Source organism: Vagococcus sp., from assembly GCF_036639995.1.
GTDB lineage: Bacteria > Bacillota > Bacilli > Lactobacillales > Vagococcaceae > Vagococcus.
Map to the genome: position 1 here is coordinate 249,876 of NZ_JAVWHO010000001.1, position 17,927 is coordinate 267,802.

The 17,927-nt window shown below is 33.6% G+C and carries 22 protein-coding genes; 15 read left to right on the forward strand and 7 right to left on the reverse strand.

Annotated features, from left to right (window positions below):
- Positions 1 to 138: 138 nt before the first annotated feature.
- From RR554_RS01200 to RR554_RS01255, 12 genes are all read left to right on the forward strand, one after another.
- Positions 139 to 669 (forward strand): YqeG family HAD IIIA-type phosphatase, encoded by a 531-nt coding sequence (locus RR554_RS01200; RefSeq protein ID WP_332461998.1) that lies wholly within the window; start codon positions 139 to 141, stop codon positions 667 to 669.
- Positions 662 to 1,771 (forward strand): ribosome biogenesis GTPase YqeH, encoded by a 1,110-nt coding sequence (gene yqeH, locus RR554_RS01205; protein WP_332461997.1) that lies wholly within the window; start codon positions 662 to 664, stop codon positions 1,769 to 1,771. Before RR554_RS01200 ends, yqeH begins: the two co-directional genes overlap by 8 nt.
- Positions 1,772 to 1,785: 14 nt before the next feature.
- Entirely contained in the window at positions 1,786 to 2,097 is a 312-nt protein-coding gene (gene yhbY / locus RR554_RS01210) for a ribosome assembly RNA-binding protein YhbY (RefSeq protein WP_332461996.1), read from the forward strand.
- A gap of 17 nt (positions 2,098 to 2,114) precedes the next feature.
- Positions 2,115 to 2,762 carry a nicotinate-nucleotide adenylyltransferase gene (locus RR554_RS01215; protein ID WP_332461995.1) on the forward strand — a complete coding sequence of 216 codons (648 nt, stop codon included), beginning with the start codon at positions 2,115 to 2,117 and terminating at the stop codon, positions 2,760 to 2,762.
- Complete coding sequence (gene yqeK / locus RR554_RS01220) at positions 2,752 to 3,336, forward strand: bis(5'-nucleosyl)-tetraphosphatase (symmetrical) YqeK (RefSeq protein WP_332467257.1); 585 nt, start codon at positions 2,752 to 2,754, stop codon at positions 3,334 to 3,336. The genes RR554_RS01215 and yqeK overlap by 11 nt, the downstream gene beginning before the upstream one ends.
- A gap of 30 nt (positions 3,337 to 3,366) precedes the next feature.
- Positions 3,367 to 3,705 (forward strand): ribosome silencing factor, encoded by a 339-nt coding sequence (rsfS, locus tag RR554_RS01225; protein ID WP_332462234.1) that lies wholly within the window; start codon positions 3,367 to 3,369, stop codon positions 3,703 to 3,705.
- 2 nt (positions 3,706 to 3,707) lie between these two features.
- On the forward strand, positions 3,708 to 4,442 hold the full coding sequence (locus tag RR554_RS01230) for a class I SAM-dependent DNA methyltransferase (protein ID WP_332467258.1): 735 nt from the start codon (positions 3,708 to 3,710) through the stop codon (positions 4,440 to 4,442).
- Between the two features lie 69 nt (positions 4,443 to 4,511).
- Positions 4,512 to 5,696 carry a nucleotidyltransferase gene (locus tag RR554_RS01235; RefSeq protein ID WP_332467259.1) on the forward strand — a complete coding sequence of 395 codons (1,185 nt, stop codon included), beginning with the start codon at positions 4,512 to 4,514 and terminating at the stop codon, positions 5,694 to 5,696.
- On the forward strand, positions 5,693 to 6,022 hold the full coding sequence (locus RR554_RS01240) for a DsrE family protein (RefSeq protein WP_332461990.1): 330 nt from the start codon (positions 5,693 to 5,695) through the stop codon (positions 6,020 to 6,022). The genes RR554_RS01235 and RR554_RS01240 overlap by 4 nt, the downstream gene beginning before the upstream one ends.
- A 127-nt stretch (positions 6,023 to 6,149) precedes the next feature.
- Positions 6,150 to 6,380: a DUF3955 domain-containing protein gene (locus RR554_RS01245; protein ID WP_332461989.1), complete on the forward strand. Its 231-nt coding sequence runs from the start codon at positions 6,150 to 6,152 to the stop codon at positions 6,378 to 6,380.
- 94 nt (positions 6,381 to 6,474) lie between these two features.
- Complete coding sequence (locus tag RR554_RS01250) at positions 6,475 to 6,915, forward strand: DUF2975 domain-containing protein (protein WP_332467260.1); 441 nt, start codon at positions 6,475 to 6,477, stop codon at positions 6,913 to 6,915.
- Positions 6,916 to 6,930: 15 nt separating this feature from the next.
- Positions 6,931 to 7,137 carry a helix-turn-helix domain-containing protein gene (locus tag RR554_RS01255; protein ID WP_332461987.1) on the forward strand — a complete coding sequence of 69 codons (207 nt, stop codon included), beginning with the start codon at positions 6,931 to 6,933 and terminating at the stop codon, positions 7,135 to 7,137.
- Between the two features lie 48 nt (positions 7,138 to 7,185).
- Here the strand turns inward: RR554_RS01255 and fni are convergent, their stop codons facing one another.
- The 6 genes from fni to RR554_RS01285 are packed head-to-tail and all read right to left on the reverse strand — an operon-like array spanning position 7,186 to position 12,924.
- Positions 7,186 to 8,232, reverse strand: a complete 1,047-nt coding sequence (fni, locus tag RR554_RS01260) for a type 2 isopentenyl-diphosphate Delta-isomerase (protein ID WP_332461986.1) — start codon at positions 8,230 to 8,232, stop codon at positions 7,186 to 7,188.
- Positions 8,233 to 8,234: 2 nt separating this feature from the next.
- The gene (locus RR554_RS01265; RefSeq protein WP_332461985.1) at positions 8,235 to 9,344 is read right to left on the reverse strand and encodes a phosphomevalonate kinase; all 1,110 of its coding nucleotides are present in this window, start codon (positions 9,342 to 9,344) and stop codon (positions 8,235 to 8,237) included.
- Positions 9,345 to 9,357: 13 nt separating this feature from the next.
- A complete protein-coding gene (gene mvaD, locus RR554_RS01270; protein WP_332461984.1) occupies positions 9,358 to 10,356 on the reverse strand; it encodes a diphosphomevalonate decarboxylase in 999 nt (332 codons plus the stop codon).
- Positions 10,357 to 11,304, reverse strand: coding sequence for a mevalonate kinase (gene mvk, locus RR554_RS01275; protein WP_332461983.1), 948 nt, complete (start codon positions 11,302 to 11,304; stop codon positions 10,357 to 10,359).
- A gap of 26 nt (positions 11,305 to 11,330) precedes the next feature.
- Positions 11,331 to 12,683, reverse strand: coding sequence for a tripartite tricarboxylate transporter permease (locus tag RR554_RS01280; RefSeq protein WP_332461981.1), 1,353 nt, complete (start codon positions 12,681 to 12,683; stop codon positions 11,331 to 11,333).
- Entirely contained in the window at positions 12,676 to 12,924 is a 249-nt protein-coding gene (locus tag RR554_RS01285) for a hypothetical protein (protein WP_332461980.1), read from the reverse strand. The genes RR554_RS01280 and RR554_RS01285 overlap by 8 nt, the downstream gene beginning before the upstream one ends.
- A 182-nt stretch (positions 12,925 to 13,106) precedes the next feature.
- Between RR554_RS01285 and RR554_RS01290 the strand changes: the two genes are divergently transcribed.
- On the forward strand, positions 13,107 to 14,129 hold the full coding sequence (locus RR554_RS01290; protein WP_332467261.1) for a branched-chain amino acid aminotransferase: 1,023 nt from the start codon (positions 13,107 to 13,109) through the stop codon (positions 14,127 to 14,129).
- A gap of 135 nt (positions 14,130 to 14,264) precedes the next feature.
- On the opposite strand, the gene RR554_RS01295 is transcribed toward RR554_RS01290, so the two are convergent.
- On the reverse strand, positions 14,265 to 15,026 hold the full coding sequence (locus RR554_RS01295; protein WP_332461978.1) for a peptidylprolyl isomerase: 762 nt from the start codon (positions 15,024 to 15,026) through the stop codon (positions 14,265 to 14,267).
- A 153-nt stretch (positions 15,027 to 15,179) separates the two neighbouring features.
- Between RR554_RS01295 and RR554_RS01300 the strand changes: the two genes are divergently transcribed.
- Positions 15,180 to 16,268, forward strand: a complete 1,089-nt coding sequence (locus RR554_RS01300; protein ID WP_332467262.1) for a DUF871 domain-containing protein — start codon at positions 15,180 to 15,182, stop codon at positions 16,266 to 16,268.
- A gap of 175 nt (positions 16,269 to 16,443) precedes the next feature.
- Positions 16,444 to 17,757 carry a GTPase ObgE gene (gene obgE, locus RR554_RS01305; protein ID WP_332461976.1) on the forward strand — a complete coding sequence of 438 codons (1,314 nt, stop codon included), beginning with the start codon at positions 16,444 to 16,446 and terminating at the stop codon, positions 17,755 to 17,757.
- Positions 17,758 to 17,927: the final 170 nt, after the last annotated feature.

Sequence of the window (17,927 nt, forward strand, 5' to 3'; positions counted from 1 at the left end):
GAATGTTGAGTTAGAATTTCTTAACAAAAATTTGGTTTCATCTATTGTTTTTAATGAATTATTATTGAAAATAGCGTATAATGGTGAAAAGTGTGGGAGGCAAACAATGTCTCCTATTTTTTATGAAAGGAAGTCACTATGTTTCAGAAATATAAACCGACATGGATGATTGAAGCCATTTATGACATTACACCTGAACAGTTGAGAATGCATGGTATTGAAGCGGTTCTAACTGATTTAGATAATACGCTGATTGCTTGGAATAATCCTGATGGCACACCTGAGTTGTTAGCTTGGATTGAAACAATGAAGGAAGCTGCAATTCCGGTCATTGTTGTTTCTAATAATAAAGCTTCTCGAATTGATCGAGCAGTGAAACACTTAGGGTTAGACTATGTGTCACGAGCGATGAAACCATTTCAAAAAGGTTTTAATGAAGTCGAGAATCGTTATAAACTCCCAAAAGAAAAATTATTAATGGTTGGTGACCAATTAATGACTGATATTAAGGGCGCTAACAATGCAGGGATACGAAATGTATTGGTTAAACCAATTGTTGAAACCGATGCATGGAACACGAAATTTAATCGAACAGTTGAAAAATTTATTAAGAGTTATTTGTTAAAAAAACACCCAGATATGAAATGGAGGAAATCACTGAATGACTGAGGAAATACGTTGTATTGGTTGTGGTTCTGTTATCCAAACAGAAGAAAAAGAAAAAATTGGTTTTACGCCTAAATCTGCTCTAGAAAAAGGCTTAGAAAGTGGCGAAGTTTATTGCCAAAGATGCTTTAGATTACGTCATTATAATGATATTCAAGATGTTTCAATTACCGACAATGAATTTCTTGCATTACTAAATGGTATTGGAGATTCTGATGCTTTAATTGTTAACGTTGTTGATATTTTTGATTTTAATGGAAGCCTTATTCCAGGTCTTCATCGTTTTGTCGGAGATAATCCAGTATTATTAGTTGGAAATAAGGTAGATATTTTACCAAAATCTTTAAAACGTGGTAAGATGACGCAATGGATGAAAGAGCGAGCTTTTGAAGTTGGTTTGCGACCAATTGAAGTGACATTAACAAGTGCTAAAAATAAATCAGATATTGAAGAATTACTTGATTTAATTGAAGAACATCGTGAAGGTCGAGATGTTTATGTTGTTGGTGTAACAAACGTTGGAAAATCAACATTGATTAATGCAATTATTAATCATTCTGCAGGAGTGAAGGACTTAATTACAACGTCTCAATTCCCTGGAACGACGTTAGATAAAATCGAGATTCCATTAGAAGATGGCAATTTCTTGATTGATACACCGGGAATTATTCATCGTCATCAAATGGCTCATTATTTAGGGAAAAAAGATTTAGCCCTTGTTTCGCCTAAAAAAGAAATAAAACCTAAAGTTTATCAATTAAATGAAGGACAAACACTGTTTTTAGGTGGTTTGGCTCGTTTTGATTTTATTCAAGGTGAAAAACAAGGTTTCATTACCTATGTCTCAAACGATTTAAATATTCATAGAACAAAACTTGAAACAGCTACTGAATTTTATGCAAAACATGTGGGTGGTTTATTACAACCTCCAAGAGAAAATGAAACAGACGAATTTCCTGAATTGGTTCGTTTTGAATTTTCAGTAAAAGAAAAAACAGATTTAGTTTTTGCAGGTCTTGGTTGGGTGACTATTCCAGAAGCTGGGGTAGTGGCTGGATGGGCGCCAAAAGGTGTGGATGTTATTCAACGTAAATCATTAATATAAAAGAGGGAAGATAAATGGAATTAAGAGGAAAACAAAAACGTTTTTTAAGAAGTGAAGCACATCATTTAGATCCATTAGTTCAAATTGGTAAAAATGGTGTCAGTGAGACTTTACTTGATCAAGTAGATGAGTTACTTGAAAGAAGAGAGTTAATCAAAGTTAGTTTGCTACAAAATACGGACGAAGAAGCTAAGGTTGTTGCTGAAATTTTTGAGACAACGCTACATTGTCACGTTGTTCAAATTATTGGTCGTATCTTAGTTGTCTTTAGACCGTCATCAAAAGAAAAATACCAAAAAATATCAACAAGAGTTGAATCAATTTAATTTTGTGGTGATAAAAAATGAAACAACATGCTGATGTAACTGAATTGAAGACGTTATTTGAAACTAAAACAAAGAAGAGAAAACGAGTAGGGATTTTAGGTGGTGGATTTAATCCAGTTCATATGGGACATTTGATTATTTCAGATCAAGTGTGTGTGCAACTAGGTTTAGATGAGTTTTATTTAATGCCGTCATACGAATCCCCACATGTGGACACTAAGAAAACAATTTCTGCGACTGATCGAGTTGAGATGCTAAAATTGGCAACAAATGATAATGAAAAACTTAGTTTAGAGTTATCTGAAATCACAAGAAAAGGAACGAGCTATACATTTGAAACCATGGCTGAATTAATCAAAAGAAATCCAGATACTGATTATTATTTTGTAATTGGTGGAGATATGGTTGATTATTTACCTAAATGGCATCGAATTGATGAGTTAGTGCAGCTTGTTCAATTTGTTGGTGTGCACCGATTAGGAGCAAAAATTGAAAGTCCGTATCCTATTATTTGGATAGATGTTCCTTTAATTGAAATTAGTTCAAGTGATATTAGAAAAAAAATTGCAGCAAAATGTTCAGTGAAATACTTTTTACCAGATAATGTGTTAGAATATATTCATAAAAACAGATTATACCAAGGTGACGAAAAAAATGATCTATAGTAAAAAATACACAACTTTAACACGTGATGAACTGAAAGAAAAAGTGTCGCAACATATGAGTGACAAACGATTCCAACATGTGTTACGGGTAGAAAAAAAAGCATTAGAGTTGGCAAAACGATACGATGTTGATTTGGAAAAAGCTAGTATTGCTGCATTGACTCACGATTATGCCAAAGAAAGACCAGATGAAGAAATGATTGGTTTAATTAAATCTGAGGGATTTGACTTGGATTTGATTAATTATGGTAATGCAATTTGGCATGGCATTGTTGGAAGTTTTCTCGTAAAAACAGAACTAGGTATTAACGATGAAGATATTTTAACAGCGATTGAGCTTCATACAACTGGGGCTTGTGAAATGAGTGAACTTGCCAAAGTTATTTATGTGGCTGATTATGTAGAAGAAGGCCGTCAATTTCCAGTAGTCGTGAAAGCAAGAGAACTTGCCAATGATAATTTAGATTTAGCAGTAAGTTTTGAAACAAAGCATACTTTATTATATTTAATTAATCAGCAGAGCAGAATCTACCCTAAAACGTTAGAGACGTACAATCAATGGGTAGCTCAATAATAGGAGGGAATTATTATTAATAGTGATAATATTTTAGAATTAGTTGTAAAATCAGCTGATTCAAAACGTGCAGAAGATATGGTGGCATTAGATGTGAAGGAAGTTTCGTTATTAGCAGACTACTTTGTTATTTGCCACGGAAACAGTGATAAACAAGTTTTAGCAATTGCAAATGAAGTAATTGATGAGGCTCAAAAAAATCAAGTTGAAATTAAACGTGTTGAAGGTAAAGAATCAGCGCGCTGGATTTTAATTGATTTAGGTGATGTGATTGTGCACATTTTCCATAGTGAAGAAAGAGAATTTTATAATTTAGAAAAATTATGGTCAGATGCACCACTTGTTAATTTAACAAGTATGGTTGACTAGTCATGGCTAGTTATGAAACATTTGCTAAAATCTATGATGAGGTAATGGATGAAAATCTTTACCTTGATTGGTTAGAGTTTACGTGTCGTCACTTAAATAAAAGTCAACAACATGTACTTGAATTAGCTTGTGGTACAGGTATACTTTCTGTGGAACTTGCCAATCTAGGCTTTAAAGTTTGTGGACTTGATTTATCTGAGGACATGATAAAATTAGCCAATAAAAGAGTTGCAGAAGAAGATCAGATGTTACGTTTCAAAACTGGAGATATGCTAAATTTAACAGATAAAGAGATGTATGATGCTGTAACATGTTATTCTGATTCATTGTGCTATATGAAAAATAAATCAGAAGTAGCTGAGGTTTTTTCAGGTGTTTTTGCTGCACTAAAAGATGAGGGAACATTTATCTTTGATGTTCACTCAACATACCAAATTGAAGAAGGATTTTCTGAGTATAGTTATCATTATCAAACAGATGACTTTGCCTTTTTATGGGAAAGTTACCCGGGAGAACATTTATTTAGTGTTGAGCATTTTTTAACCTTTTTTGTTTCTGATAAAAAGGGTAAATTTGAGCGATTTGATGAATTGCATGAAGAAAGAACTTATGAAATAAAAGAGTATGAATCATTACTTAAAGATACTGGCTTTAAATCGGTCGAAGTTTTTGCTGATTTTGAAGATATAAAACCAGATGAGTTATCTAAACGATGGTTTTTTGTCTGTAAAAAGTAACGTGAAAAAGCTGGTTATTCTGAAAATAAGAATAGTCAGTTTTTTTAATATTGAAAAGGATGTGAAAAAATGAAAAGTTGCGGTGTCATCGTTGAATATAATCCTTTTCATAATGGACATCACTATCATTTAAAAGAAGCTAAAAAGCAGTCTCAAGCAGATTGCTTAGTGGCTGTGATGAGTGGTAATTTTTTACAAAGAGGCGAACCTGCTATCGTTGATAAATGGACAAGAACCAATGAAGCGTTAAAAAATGGTGCTGACTTAGTGATTGAGTTGCCGTTTGCCTATGCAGTTCAATCGGCAGATTATTTTACTCGTGGTGGTGTTAAATTACTACATAGCTTGGGTGTAGATGCTCTTTGTTTTGGAACCGATGTAGATGGCAAAATGGATTATGAAATGTTTGGTACATTTCATCAAGAAAACATGACTGACATCAATAAAGAGTATCAAGAACTTAAAAATAATGGTCAAAGTTATCCGCAACAAATGACGGAAGTCTATCGTAAGTTGTTACCTAGCTGGGCTCTCAATTTTTCATCTCCTAATCATATATTAGGTATGGGTTATGCTAAAGAGAATGCAAGTTACAATAGTCCGATGACTCTTCATGCTATTAAACGACTTGGTAATCAGTATCACGATGAAGAAGTGTCTAATGATATATTTGCTAGTGCGACCTCAATCAGAAAAAGTGTTTTATCTGGAAAGACGACAGAATTAAAACAGGTTGTACCAAAAATAACTTATGCAGATTTAAGGACTGCTTCATTAGTAGAGTGGGAAAAAGCATGGCCTTTTTTAAAGTATCAATTGAGTTGTCAGTCAACAAAAGAATTGAGTCGCTGTTATCAAATGGTAGAAGGACTAGAGTATCGTTTTAAAGAAGCTGCCAAATTATCGAATAACTTTGAAGAGTTTGTCTCAAGAGTCAAAAGCAAACGATATACATGGACCAGAATTCAAAGAGTATGTTTATACGTATTATTGCAGGTAAAGCAAGAAGAAGTAGAAGCTGTTTGGCAATCGTCTTATATTCGTGTATTAGGATTTAATGATACAGGTCGTGCATTTTTGAAGCAACAAAAGTCAGTTATTAATTTACCAGTTGTGACAAATATTAACAAGAAAAATGAATCAATGCTTGCTTTAGATATTAAAGTGGGACAGATTTATTCTTTATTAGAAAAAAATTTAAAAGAACAAGATTATTATCAATCACCAATTTATATAAAGGAGGAAAATCAATGAAAGTTGTTTTTCATATTAATGAATCAGAAAAATGGTCAACGGTATTAAAAAATATTATGAACTTATTGGAAGAAGGAAAGGGCCTAGTAACAAGTATTGAGGTGGTAGCAAATGGCGAAGCAATTCTTGCCTATACGGAAACGAATAATTTAATTCCTATGCATGAATTAGTTGAAAAAGGTATTCGGTTTAGTAGCTGTCAAAAAGCAATGGGAGCACAACATATTACTGAAGATATGCTTCATCCATTTATCAAGATTGTTCCAAGTGGTATTCTTCGTTTAGTAGAATGTCAAACAGCAGATTATGCTTATATCAAACCTTAAAATCCTCCTTTGAGGATTTTTTTATTTAGTAAAACAATATATTTTTATCGTTTTACAATAAAAATATATTGTAATTCAACTTTAAACATGATATATTGATTTTACTTTAAAGAAAGAAGTGATTGATATGATATCGAAAAATAAAGGTGTCACCATGTTTAAAACAACAACAGTTTTTTTTGCCATAAGTGTTTTTTGCTTTGTGATAAAGGCATTGATACCAACTACAGTAGATAGTAATGGATTTTTAAATGAACCCTTTTTCTTTTTAATTCCGATGGGCTATTTATTTTTATTTTTATCCTTATTAATAGGAGTATTGACTCTTGTTATTAAATTAACTAAAAAAATCAATTAATAAGATAATATTTAATCAAGAGTTTCTCCAGTAGATTACTCTTGATTAAATTTGTTATGTTATAATGAAAGTCATTTTATAAAGGAGTTTTTTTATGTCAATCAAACAAATTAATGTATTGTTTAAAGGTCTAATTTTTATTCTAGGTATCAGCGGTATTGGCTTATTACTTATTATCGCACCAGAGATAGCATCGAATATTGTTTTAATACTATTTTGGCTAACAGCGATTCCTGTTTTTTTAATTTTAGCAAATCTTTGGAAAATTAGTTCTCACTTATTAAAAGAGACTCTTTTTTCTGAAAAAAATAGTTTGCGATTAAATCGTATTGCTTATTTTAGCCTAGTGGAAAGTACTATCTATGCGTTAGCAATTATGCTTGGGTTTATTTCATTTAAAGAAAACTATCCGTACTTTTTTATTTGTCTCTTTTTCTTTTTTCTAGGAATTACATTGGCTGTTATTGCAGCGTTACTATCTTATATTTTTAAGTTAGCTAATCAGTTGAAGAAAGAAAATGATTTAACGATTTAAGAGGAGGAAAACTAAATGCCGATTAGAGTAAATTTAGATGTGATGTTAGCAAAAAGAAAGATGTCTGTCACAGAATTATCGGAGCATGTAGGAATTACAATGGCCAACTTATCCATTTTAAAAAATGAAAAAGCTAAAGCAGTTAAGTTCTCCACGTTAGAAAAAATTTGTGAAGCATTAGATTGTCAACCAGGAGATATTTTAGAATATGAAAAAGAGTGAAGTTCATCCAATCAAAAGTTAATCTTTTGGATAGATGAGTCTCACTCTTTATTTATGTTTAAAATCAATATGTCTTTCTTTACACCAATGAGTTAAGTCAGGTGATAAGACGAGCGGTTTCTTTTCTATATTAGAAATAGATGTGGCGCCAATCATGGTCATCAAGGCAGTAAGTTCTTTTTTCCAACTCTCTATTTTTTCAATAGAAGCCTCATTTCCTTTAGTTAAAACCATATGTAAAAATTCACCAGATAAGCCAACAGCTTTTGCTCCTAAACCTAATGCAGTTAACATATGAAGAGGGTGTTTAATTCCTCCGGAAGCAATAAAGTCTGCTTGTTTTCTATAAAAGTGTGCTTCTAACAAGGATTCAGCAGTTGTTTGCCCCCAGTTTAATAGGTAGTCATATTCTTTTTCTTCTCTGCGTTCATTTTCAATATGAATAAAATTAGTACCTCCACGACCGCTTACGTCAATAACTCTTACGCCTATATTTAAAAGAAGTTGAATCGTTTCTTTAGACATTCCAAAGCCGACTTCTTTAACGATAACAGGTTGTTGAATAGCCGATACAATATCTTCTATATTTTTTAGCCAACTTGTAAAATCACGATCACCTTCTGGCATAACTAACTCTTGTGGTGTATTAATATGAATTTGCAGTGCATTGGCTTCAAGTAAATCAACGGCACGTTTCGCATTTTCTACTGAATGGTGTGCGCCTAAATTTGAAATAATAAGCCCGTTCGGATTAATTTTTCTAACAATTTTAAAACTATCGCTTAATTCAGAGACACTTAAAGCTGCACTGACAGAGCCAACAGCCATAGCAATGTTAGTTTCTTTTGCAATGGTCGCTAAGTTTTCATTAATAACATGAGCTTTTTGACTGCCACCAGTCATAGCGTTTATGAAGAAAGGATAGTCTAGTGATAGACTATCCAAACGAGTAGTTAAATTAATGTCTTCAATTTTTACTTCTGAAAAAGACTGATGGACAAAACGAATATCATCAAGACCGTTAGAGGATGAAGATTGATATTGCATTTCAGCAAAATGAATGTGCTGATCTTTACGATTCCAATTAGTTGTCATCATTAATCCTCCCAAATAATCGGTTTATAATCTGTTTGTTTTTCTTTATACACTTGTAGTGGTAAATCAACAATGCCTTTGTTACGCCAAGCAGTAATCATTGGGATGATTTCATCTTGCTGATTGAACAAGACAATCCCACAATCACCACCACCAGCACCAGAAGATTTGGCAGCACCATTGAACTCTTCTGCGATAGTACAAAGGTCTGTTAATGCTTCAGTTTCAATATTAACACCACTTTTTCCGGCTAGAGATTTAAGTAGGTGACGATTAATGCGGATGCCTTGTTGAATTTTATTAATGTCTTTTTCTTTAAAAGCATCGATAATCCACATGACGCATTTGTAGCTATCATCTAGAAATTGTTTGTAGAATCCGTTCATTTCACTCTGTTCATCATTAAGTTGGTCGACTAAGAATGCTGTAGAAGCTGGAGAGCCGGTCCAACCAATTAAAAGTCTCAAATCTTGAGGAGCTTTTAGAGGTTGAATCATTAATTTTGGCCAGTTTTTTTCAATTAATTGGTTAATTTTAATTTGTTTACTCTCTAATTCACTGAGTACCCATTTTTTTTCGAAGCATGAATAGGCAATCCATCCACCATAAGAGCTAGCTGCTAAATCTCCAAAAGAACCATTACTATTTAATGATAGATGAGTAATAGCGGCTAATTTATATAATAACTCTGAGTTATAAGTAATCCCGTAAAGAGATAAAATAGCTTTAATAGTTGCGATGGTAACAGCGCCACTTGATCCAAGACCGTACTTTCTACCGTCTTTGTTATCGAGTTCGCTTTCAATAGTCAAATCAAAATACTTTAATTCATAACCTAATTCTTGTAAATATTGTTCAACTAATGTGACAGATTTTGTGATGTAAGAAAAAGGATTTTCTCTTTCATCAATATAAAATTTACCGTTTTTTCTTGTCCAAGGAATAGAAATCCCGTTGGAATAACTTGAACAGATGCTTCCTTGTTTGTCAGCTTCCTTTAGTGTGACGGTAATGAACTGATCCAGTGCAACGATTAAAGCAGGATGACCAGGCTCTAATACAGCATACTCACCCGCAATATATAGTTTTCCTGGCGCACTTGCTTTTATCAAAAAAATCTCTCCTTTAGTAATTCCATTCATCTTCAGATAACAACGTGATGCCTTCACCAACATGTGAGGGTATAATTTGTTTTCTGTCAAAATCTTCTAATAATCTATTTTCAATTTCAGTCATATCTGACTTCTTACATAGTACTTTAACGTTTGGTCCAGCGTCCATTGTAACATAGCATGGTAAGCCTGTGTCACGTATTTCTTTAACTTTTTGGATAGCTTTAACACTATCAGGTTCCCAATAAGAAATTGGAGGCATAGCACCTAACATAGTGGCATGCATTTTCATGCCATTAGATTCAGTGATTTCACCTAATGTGACAAAGTCTTTTGACTTAATCGCTTTTTTTATATTTTTAATATCTTTTGTTGCCGTTTCTACCCAAGAAGAATAGAAAGGTGACGTTGCAATGGTTTGTTTCATTCCAACGCGACTGGATAGTTTCTTTTTACCAGTATTAACGGCAATGACTATCATGCCAATGTCCCAACTAGCATCATCGACTTGGACCGCATGGCTTGTTTCTGATAAATCGGCTTCCCCCATGTCCCACTCTACAAAACCGCCATAAATGCTTCTTGTGGCACTACCACTACCTTGTCTAGCAAAAATGGAAAGAGTTTCTAAGTCTAAATTTAAGTTAGTTGCTTGATTCATTGCACCAGCTAATGCAGAAAATGCAGAAGCAGATGAAGCAAGTCCAGCAGCAGTCGGCACATGATTATAACTCTTTATACAAGCTTTTGTCTCGATATTCGCCCTGTTTCTAAATAAATTTAAGAAATTTGTAATCTTTTCAGTTTCTTTTTCCCCTTGTTTAACATCATCTAGATAAAAAACATCGGAGACTAAAGATTCATCAAGAATAACTTGTGTATCTGTATAAAAAGCGTCTAAAGTTAAAGATAAGCTACTATTCATTGGTAAAAACAGCTCATCGTTTCTTTTACCCCAATATTTGATTAATGCAATATTTGTATGAGCACGGCATCTTCCAACTGATTTCATTTAATTGCTCCTCCTCATGTCATAAAGCCAAGTTTGTTTGGCACCTGAAATTTCCAATGCTTTAGCAATTTTTTTAGCATCATTTTTATTTCCAGCTAATGCTATCATACATCCACCTCGACCACCACCAGTTAATTTAGCACCAAGGGCCTCATTTGCCATGGCAGTATCAACAAGTAGGTTAAGTTCAGGACTTGAAACGCCTAACTCTTGGAGAATGGTATGGACTTTTGACATAGTAATCCCAAGTTTCAAAGGTTCGTTGTTTTCAAGAAAGTGACGCCCTTCATTTGCTAGAGTACCTAGTGAAGAAATATGAGCTTTTGTTTGATCTTTTTGTAAATTAGTTAATTTTTCAGCAATACTAGCAACAGCGTCTTTTGTTTGACCAGTTTGGCCAGTATCACCAACGATTAAATAAGCATTCAAATTTAAATTAAGTGCTTCAAAGGGTTCTCCTTTAATATAGTAATAAGGGGTTGAACTACTGGTCATTAAAGCATCTAAACCACTTGGGTTACCGTGGGCGATTTTTTCTGAAACATCAACAATTTTAAGTAATTGTTCATGGGACAAATCAATATCAAAATAATCATACAAAGCTCTTGTTGTCGCGACAGAAACAGCAGCACTCGAACCCATGCCTCGTTCTGCTGGAATTTGACTCTCAATTGTTATATGTAAAAAAGTATCATCTTTTCCTAAATAGTTTAGAGTGACACGAATTGTTTCTTTTAGACTTTCAAGAAGCTCTGGCATGTCATCAAGTAAACCATGATAAAAATCACAATCAATTCTTGTGGCATCAGAACTTGGAAGGACAGTTGCTTTTATTTTGGCAGCAGGAAACGGAATGGCAATGGAGGGTTTCCCGTAAACGACTGAATGCTCTCCTAATAGAATAATTTTACCATTTGCTTCACCTAATCCGTGGTTAGTTGTTGTCATATTTATAGCTCCTTCTTTTAAAAATATTAACTGATCATTTGAATAATAAATGGTGCGGCATAAAGTGACATAAACTGTACACCGTAGCTGACACCCAACCGGTTTAGTGTACCACAAACCACACTAATTAATAAAACCCCAAATAAATTAATTAACCCAGCATCAATATAAGCAAGAAGTAGAACTAACCCAATAAACAGAGCAAGTAAACTCTCGTGAGGAATTTTTTTCAAAACAAAATAAGTTAACTTTTCTGAAAAACGAGTAAATAAAAAGTAAACCAAGATTAATGCAATTAAGCTTCCAATCACAAAGGCAGCTATTAATTGAGATTGACTATAGGCTTGTGTGATAGTTGCTCCAATTTTAAACACAGGTGGTGATTCAAAAAATGCAGCACCTGGTCCAATGGCAGATGGTGCAAGAGGAATACCTAGAGCGACAATGGAGATAAGTAATCCTGATAAATAGGTTCCTTGTGCTAGAGCATTCATGGTTGTTACGGTTAGTTCTGCTCGTTTTAATTCGTCCTGTTCTTTTTTCCCAACAAGCTCGCCAAAAAGTAAAATTAAACCAACAGGACTTAAAACAAATAAGAAGTTAGCAAGAGCGGTTGAAATAAAAGCTGAAAGACCTTCTTCTTTATTTAAAGCACGTCTTTTACTTGTAGTTGAAGAAGGTGTTTTTAGTGTTAATTTAGGTAGATTTTCTTTATCTGTCAGTGTTAATTTATCTAACTCCTTTTTTTGAAGTAGAGAAAGGAGAGACAAAATTAAAGGCGCAACTGTGATACCTAAGAAAAATGAAGTTGTAATATTTTTATCTTGGGGTACCACACCAGTTGACCAATAAAGCTGTCTAATACCCTGAAATAACATAGCTAGTGGAATAATACTGATAATAGAAAGTGCTTTGGCGGTTCCGATTAGTGATAAAAAGATAGCACCTCCAATAAAAAGCCAACTAGCATAAGAACTAATTGTTTCAGCAAAAGGGGCGATCAAATTAGCAATCATAATGCTGATAACTAATGAAGTCACCACACCGATAATACTAGCCATGGCAACTTTTTTAATAACAGCACTTGTTCTACCATGTTTTTTGATAATTAATGCGTGCTCAATCATAGGAGCGGATAAAACACCGCCAGGTAAACCAGCTATTAATGTTGGCATTGTGTTCATTAAATTTAATGTAACGCATGCAGCAATAAAGAAGGTAAGTACAACTAAAGGTGTGACACCTCCTAGTATTAAGGCAAGAGAAACAGGCATTAAGACGCTAGTTTCATCTGTTCCAGGTATCAAACCAATAAATGAATACAAAACAACAGCACATAAACTAGCTAAAATCATCTGAATTAATAAGTGACTATCCATGTTGATCCTCCGATTGAGTATTTTCTGTTGATATATTTCGTTTTGGTTTAACTAAAAATGAATTGATAATAAAACCAAGTACAGCTCCAAGTAAACCAAAAAATAATTGCTGAGTGGGATTTTGGCTATCTGCCATAAAAAAACCACCTAAGGTTAAGCAGGCTGAAATTAGTAAAGATTGGATTAAATCAAATAAACCAACCGCATCGCCCCAAATTGTTATCAATCGTTGATTTTTCATTTTTAAACTCCTTTAAAAGTTATTTTCACCTTATCATAACGAATAAAAATAACAGAAGAAAGGTAAATGAAAAGGTTTTATAAAAACTTATAACATTTTCACAAAAAAATTAAAGACTCATGATAAAATGTTAGTAATTTATGTTAGACTGAAATAAAAGATTTAGAAGGTAGGTAATAATAATGGTAAATATTAATTGGGATGAATTAGGCTTTTCATATATGAAAACGCCGTTTAGATACCTTTCTCATTGGAAAAACGGTGAGTGGGATGAAGGCACTTTAACAGAGGATAATCAACTTCATATTAGTGAAAGCTCTCCAGCACTTCACTATGGTCAACAATGTTTTGAAGGATTAAAAGCGTATCGCTGTAAAGACGGATCAATTAATTTATTTAGAATGGATCAGAATGCAAAACGCTTTAATCAAAGCGGCAGTCGTCTAATGATGCCTCATCTACCAGAAGAAAAATTTATGGATGCTATCAAACAGGTTGTGCTAGCTAATCATGAATACGTTCCACCATATGGTACAGGGGGAACGATGTATATTCGCCCGCTTTTAATCGGTGTGGGAGATTTTATGGGAATCGGAGCAGCACCTGAATATATTTTCACTGTTTTTTGTATGCCAGTTGGCTTATATTTTAAAGGTGGTCTAAAACCAACTAACTTTTTGATTTCTGATTATGACCGTGCAGCTCCTGTTGGAACCGGTGCAGTCAAAGTTGGTGGTAATTATGCAGCAAGTCTTTTACCAGGAACAGAAGCCAAAAAACGTTCATTTTCAGATTGTATCTATTTAGATCCTCAAACACACACTAAAATAGAAGAAGTTGGATCAGCTAACTTCTTTGGAATTACTAAAGATAATCAATTTATAACACCAACATCACCGTCTATTTTGCCAAGCATTACTAAATATTCACTATTATATTTAGCAAAAGAAAGATTAGGGATGGAAGCTATTGAGGATGATGTGTACCTTAATGAATTAGATAAGTTAAGTGAAGCTGGAGCATGTGGAACAGCTGCTGTTATTACGCCAATTGGAGGCATTCAAAATGGTGAAGAGTTTCATGTGTTCCATTCTGAAGAAGAAGTTGGACCTGTCACAAAAAAACTTTATAATGAATTAATTGGCATTCAATTTGGTGACATAGAAGCGCCTGAGGGTTGGATAACAAATTTAACAGTAGAATAATAAAGAAATTGGCTATTCGTTTTTGGAATAGCCAATTTTATTTTTTAAAAATAATTTGTTGATATAACGGGATTTTAATGTCGATTTTATCAAAAAAGAAGCAAAATCATTTTTTGATTTTGCTTCTTTAAATGCTTATTTTTTTGGCTCTTGAATAACATTAATTTTTTCGATTTTAATTTCTTTTTTAGGTTTTGACATTTCGCCGCCTGAACTTGCTTCAACTTCTGTTTTAGCAATTTTATCAACAACATCCATGCCTTCTGTAACTTGCCCAAATACTGCATGTTTTCCATCTAATAGTGGAGTACCACCATTTTTGTAAGCTTCAATAATTTTTTCAGGATAATCTTCAGTAAGTAAACCATCTGAAACATCTTGTGTATTTTGAACGATGAAAAATTGGCTACCGTTAGTATTTGGACCAGCGTTGGCCATAGAAAGTGCACCGCGAATATTATAAAGTTGATTTGAAATTTCATCTTCAAAAGGTTTACCCCAAATACTTTCGCCACCAGTACCGTCACCTTTAGGATCTCCACTTTGAAGCATGAAGTCATCGATAACTCTATGGAATGTTACTCCGTTATAGTAACCATCTTTTGAATGTTTGATAAAGTTCTCAACGGTTTTTGGAGCTTGTTCAGGGAATAGTTTGATTTTAATGTTTCCTTCAGTAGTAACCATTTCAACCAAGGCTTCGTTTTCAGCCACGTCTTTATTTAATTGTGGCAACTCTAACTTGTTTAAATCTGCTTTAGGTTTCTTTGCTGTTGAAGATTGTTCTGTTTGACTTGAATTTTTAGTGTCTTTTGTTTTTGATTCACCACAAGCTCCTAATAAAAATATAGATAAAATAAGAGAAGTTGCGCCAATAAGTAATTTATTTCGTTTCATTTACCTGTTCCTTTCGACTTTTGAGGTTTTGTGTTCCTTTTCATAGTAACAAAAATAGTTCTTACTGCCAACTCTGATTATTATTAAGTGGTCTAGACTATTTAGTGTTTGAATGTTATTATCTAATAAATTAATGCATGGGGGGATTTTTTTATGGGAAAACTAGGGGTTTCAATTTATCCAGAAAGATCAACATTTGAACAAAATAAAGCATATTTGGCTACCGCACGTCGCTATGGATTTAAACGTGTATTTACTAGCCTTTTACAAATAGACGGTGATCAAGAAAAAGTGATTGCTGATTTTAAAAAAGTCGTTGATTATGCTAATGAGTTAAATTTTGAAGTAATGGTTGATATTAATCCTACTTTATTTTCTCAGTTGGCTATTTCATATGATGACTTATCCTTTTTTGCTGATTTAGGAGCAGATGGTATTCGTTTGGACCTTGGATTTACCGGTGCTGAGGAAGCTAGAATGACGCGTAATCCATATGGGTTAAAGATTGAGATTAATATGAGTTCTGGGACTAAATATGTTGATAATATTATGAGTTATTCACCTAATGTTACTAATCTATTAGGCTCTCATAATTTTTATCCCCACAAATATTCAGGACTAGGATATCAGCATTTTGTTAATTGCTCAAAACAATTTAGACAGTATAATATTAATACAATGGCTTTTGTTAACTCTCAGGATGCAACATTTGGGCCTTGGCCGACTCAAGATGGCCTTTGTACACTTGAGGAACACAGAGAATTAGAGATTGAAACTCAGGTGAAACATTTGCTTTTAACTGGGTTAATTGATGATATAACAATTGGTAATGCCTATGCTTCTGAAAAAGAACTAAAAGCTATGTCAGATGCTTTTTTTGCTGAAAATCCAAAAGTGAAAGTAGATTGTTGTAAGACGATTACAAAAGAAGAAAGAGTTGTCTTGTTTGAAAACTTACATCAATATCGAGGAGATTGTTCGGAGTACATGATGCGTTCAACTCAGACGAGAATTAAATATAAAGAATGGGAATTCCCTAAAACGAATACACCAGATATCAAACGTGGGGATGTTTTAATTGATAATTGTGATTATGGTCAATATAAAGGTGAAACTCAAATTGCTTTAAAAGAAATGAAAAATGACGGTCGGGTTAATGTTGTCGGTAAAATTAGTGATGACGAACTATTTTTATTAGATTTTTTAAAACCGTGGTCTAATTTTGAGTTAGTTGAAAACTAGTAACTATTGAAGATTAGCGCTTATCTAATCTTCTTTTTGTTTATCTTTGGTTAAAATTACGCTATTATATGAGATGAAAGCTAATTTTAACCAAACTTATTAGATGAGGTTGGACAAAGTTAAGTGTAGACGCTACAATGATGAAGAGATTTTTTTAGAATAAGGAGGACAAAAAATGTCCATGTTTTTAGATCAGGTAACAATTAATGTTAAAGCCGGTAAAGGTGGAGACGGAATGGTTGCTTTTAGACGTGAAAAATACGTACCAGATGGTGGCCCAGCCGGTGGAGATGGTGGCCGTGGTGGTAGTATTATTTTAGTAGTTGATGAAGGACTACGTACCTTAATGGATTTTAGATTTAATCGTCATTTTTCTGCTACACCAGGAGAAAATGGCATGAGTAAAAGTATGCACGGTAGAGGCTCTGAGGATTTATATGTGAAAGTTCCTGCTGGGACAACTGTTAGAGATAAAGAAACAGGAAGCTTGTTAGGCGATTTATTAACTCATGGTCAACAATTAAAAGTTGCTCAAGGAGGTCGTGGAGGAAGAGGAAACATTCGTTTTGCAACACCTCGAAACCCTGCTCCAGAGATTTCTGAAAATGGTGAACCAGGTCAAGTACGTCAAATTGAAATGGAACTAAAAGTTTTAGCAGATGTTGGTTTAGTAGGTTTCCCTTCTGTTGGAAAATCAACATTACTTTCAATTGTTTCAAAAGCTAGGCCAAAAATTGGTGCTTATCATTTTACAACGTTAGTTCCTAATTTAGGAATGGTATCTACAAAAGAAGGTAGAAGCTTCGTTATGGCTGATTTACCTGGGTTAATTGAAGGGGCATCTCAAGGTATTGGGTTAGGAACACAATTCTTACGCCATATTGAAAGAACGAGAGTTATTCTTCATGTGATTGATATGAGTGGAATGGAAGGACGAGATCCTTTTGAAGATTACTTATTAATCAACAATGAATTAGAATCTCACAACATGAGATTATTAGAGCGTCCACAAATTATTGTGGCTAATAAAATGGATATGCCTGATTCAGAAGAGAACCTGAAAGAATTTAAGAAAAAAATTGCGGAACTAAAAGAAGATGAGTTTAGTGATGATCTTCCAGTATTCGCCATCTCAAGCATTTCAAGACAAGGAATTGACTCTTTATTAAGTGCAACGGCTGATTTATTAGAAGTAACGCCAGAATTCCCACTTTATCAAGACGAAGAAGTTGAAGAAATTGTTCATTATGAATTTGTAGAAGATGAACCAGACTTTAGAGTAACGCGTGATGATGATGCAACTTGGGTTCTTTACGGAGAAAAATTAGAAAAATTATTTATTATGACAAACCTTGATCGAGAAGAGAGTGTTCTGAAGTTTTCTCGTCAATTAAGAGGTATGGGTGTGGATGAAACACTTAGAAAAATGGGAGCAAAAGACGGTGATTCAGTTAGAATCAAAGATTTTGTTTTTGAATTTGTCGATTAAAAAAAATAGCATATATAGTAAGAAAAGCTGTTAGAAGAAATTCTAGCAGCTTTTTTTGTTTTTTTACTTGTGATAATTATTATCATTTGCTATACTGAACTCAAGTAGTTTTAGGTACACCTAAAAATATAATTAAATATACCAAAATGAGAGGGGCTTGATTCATTATG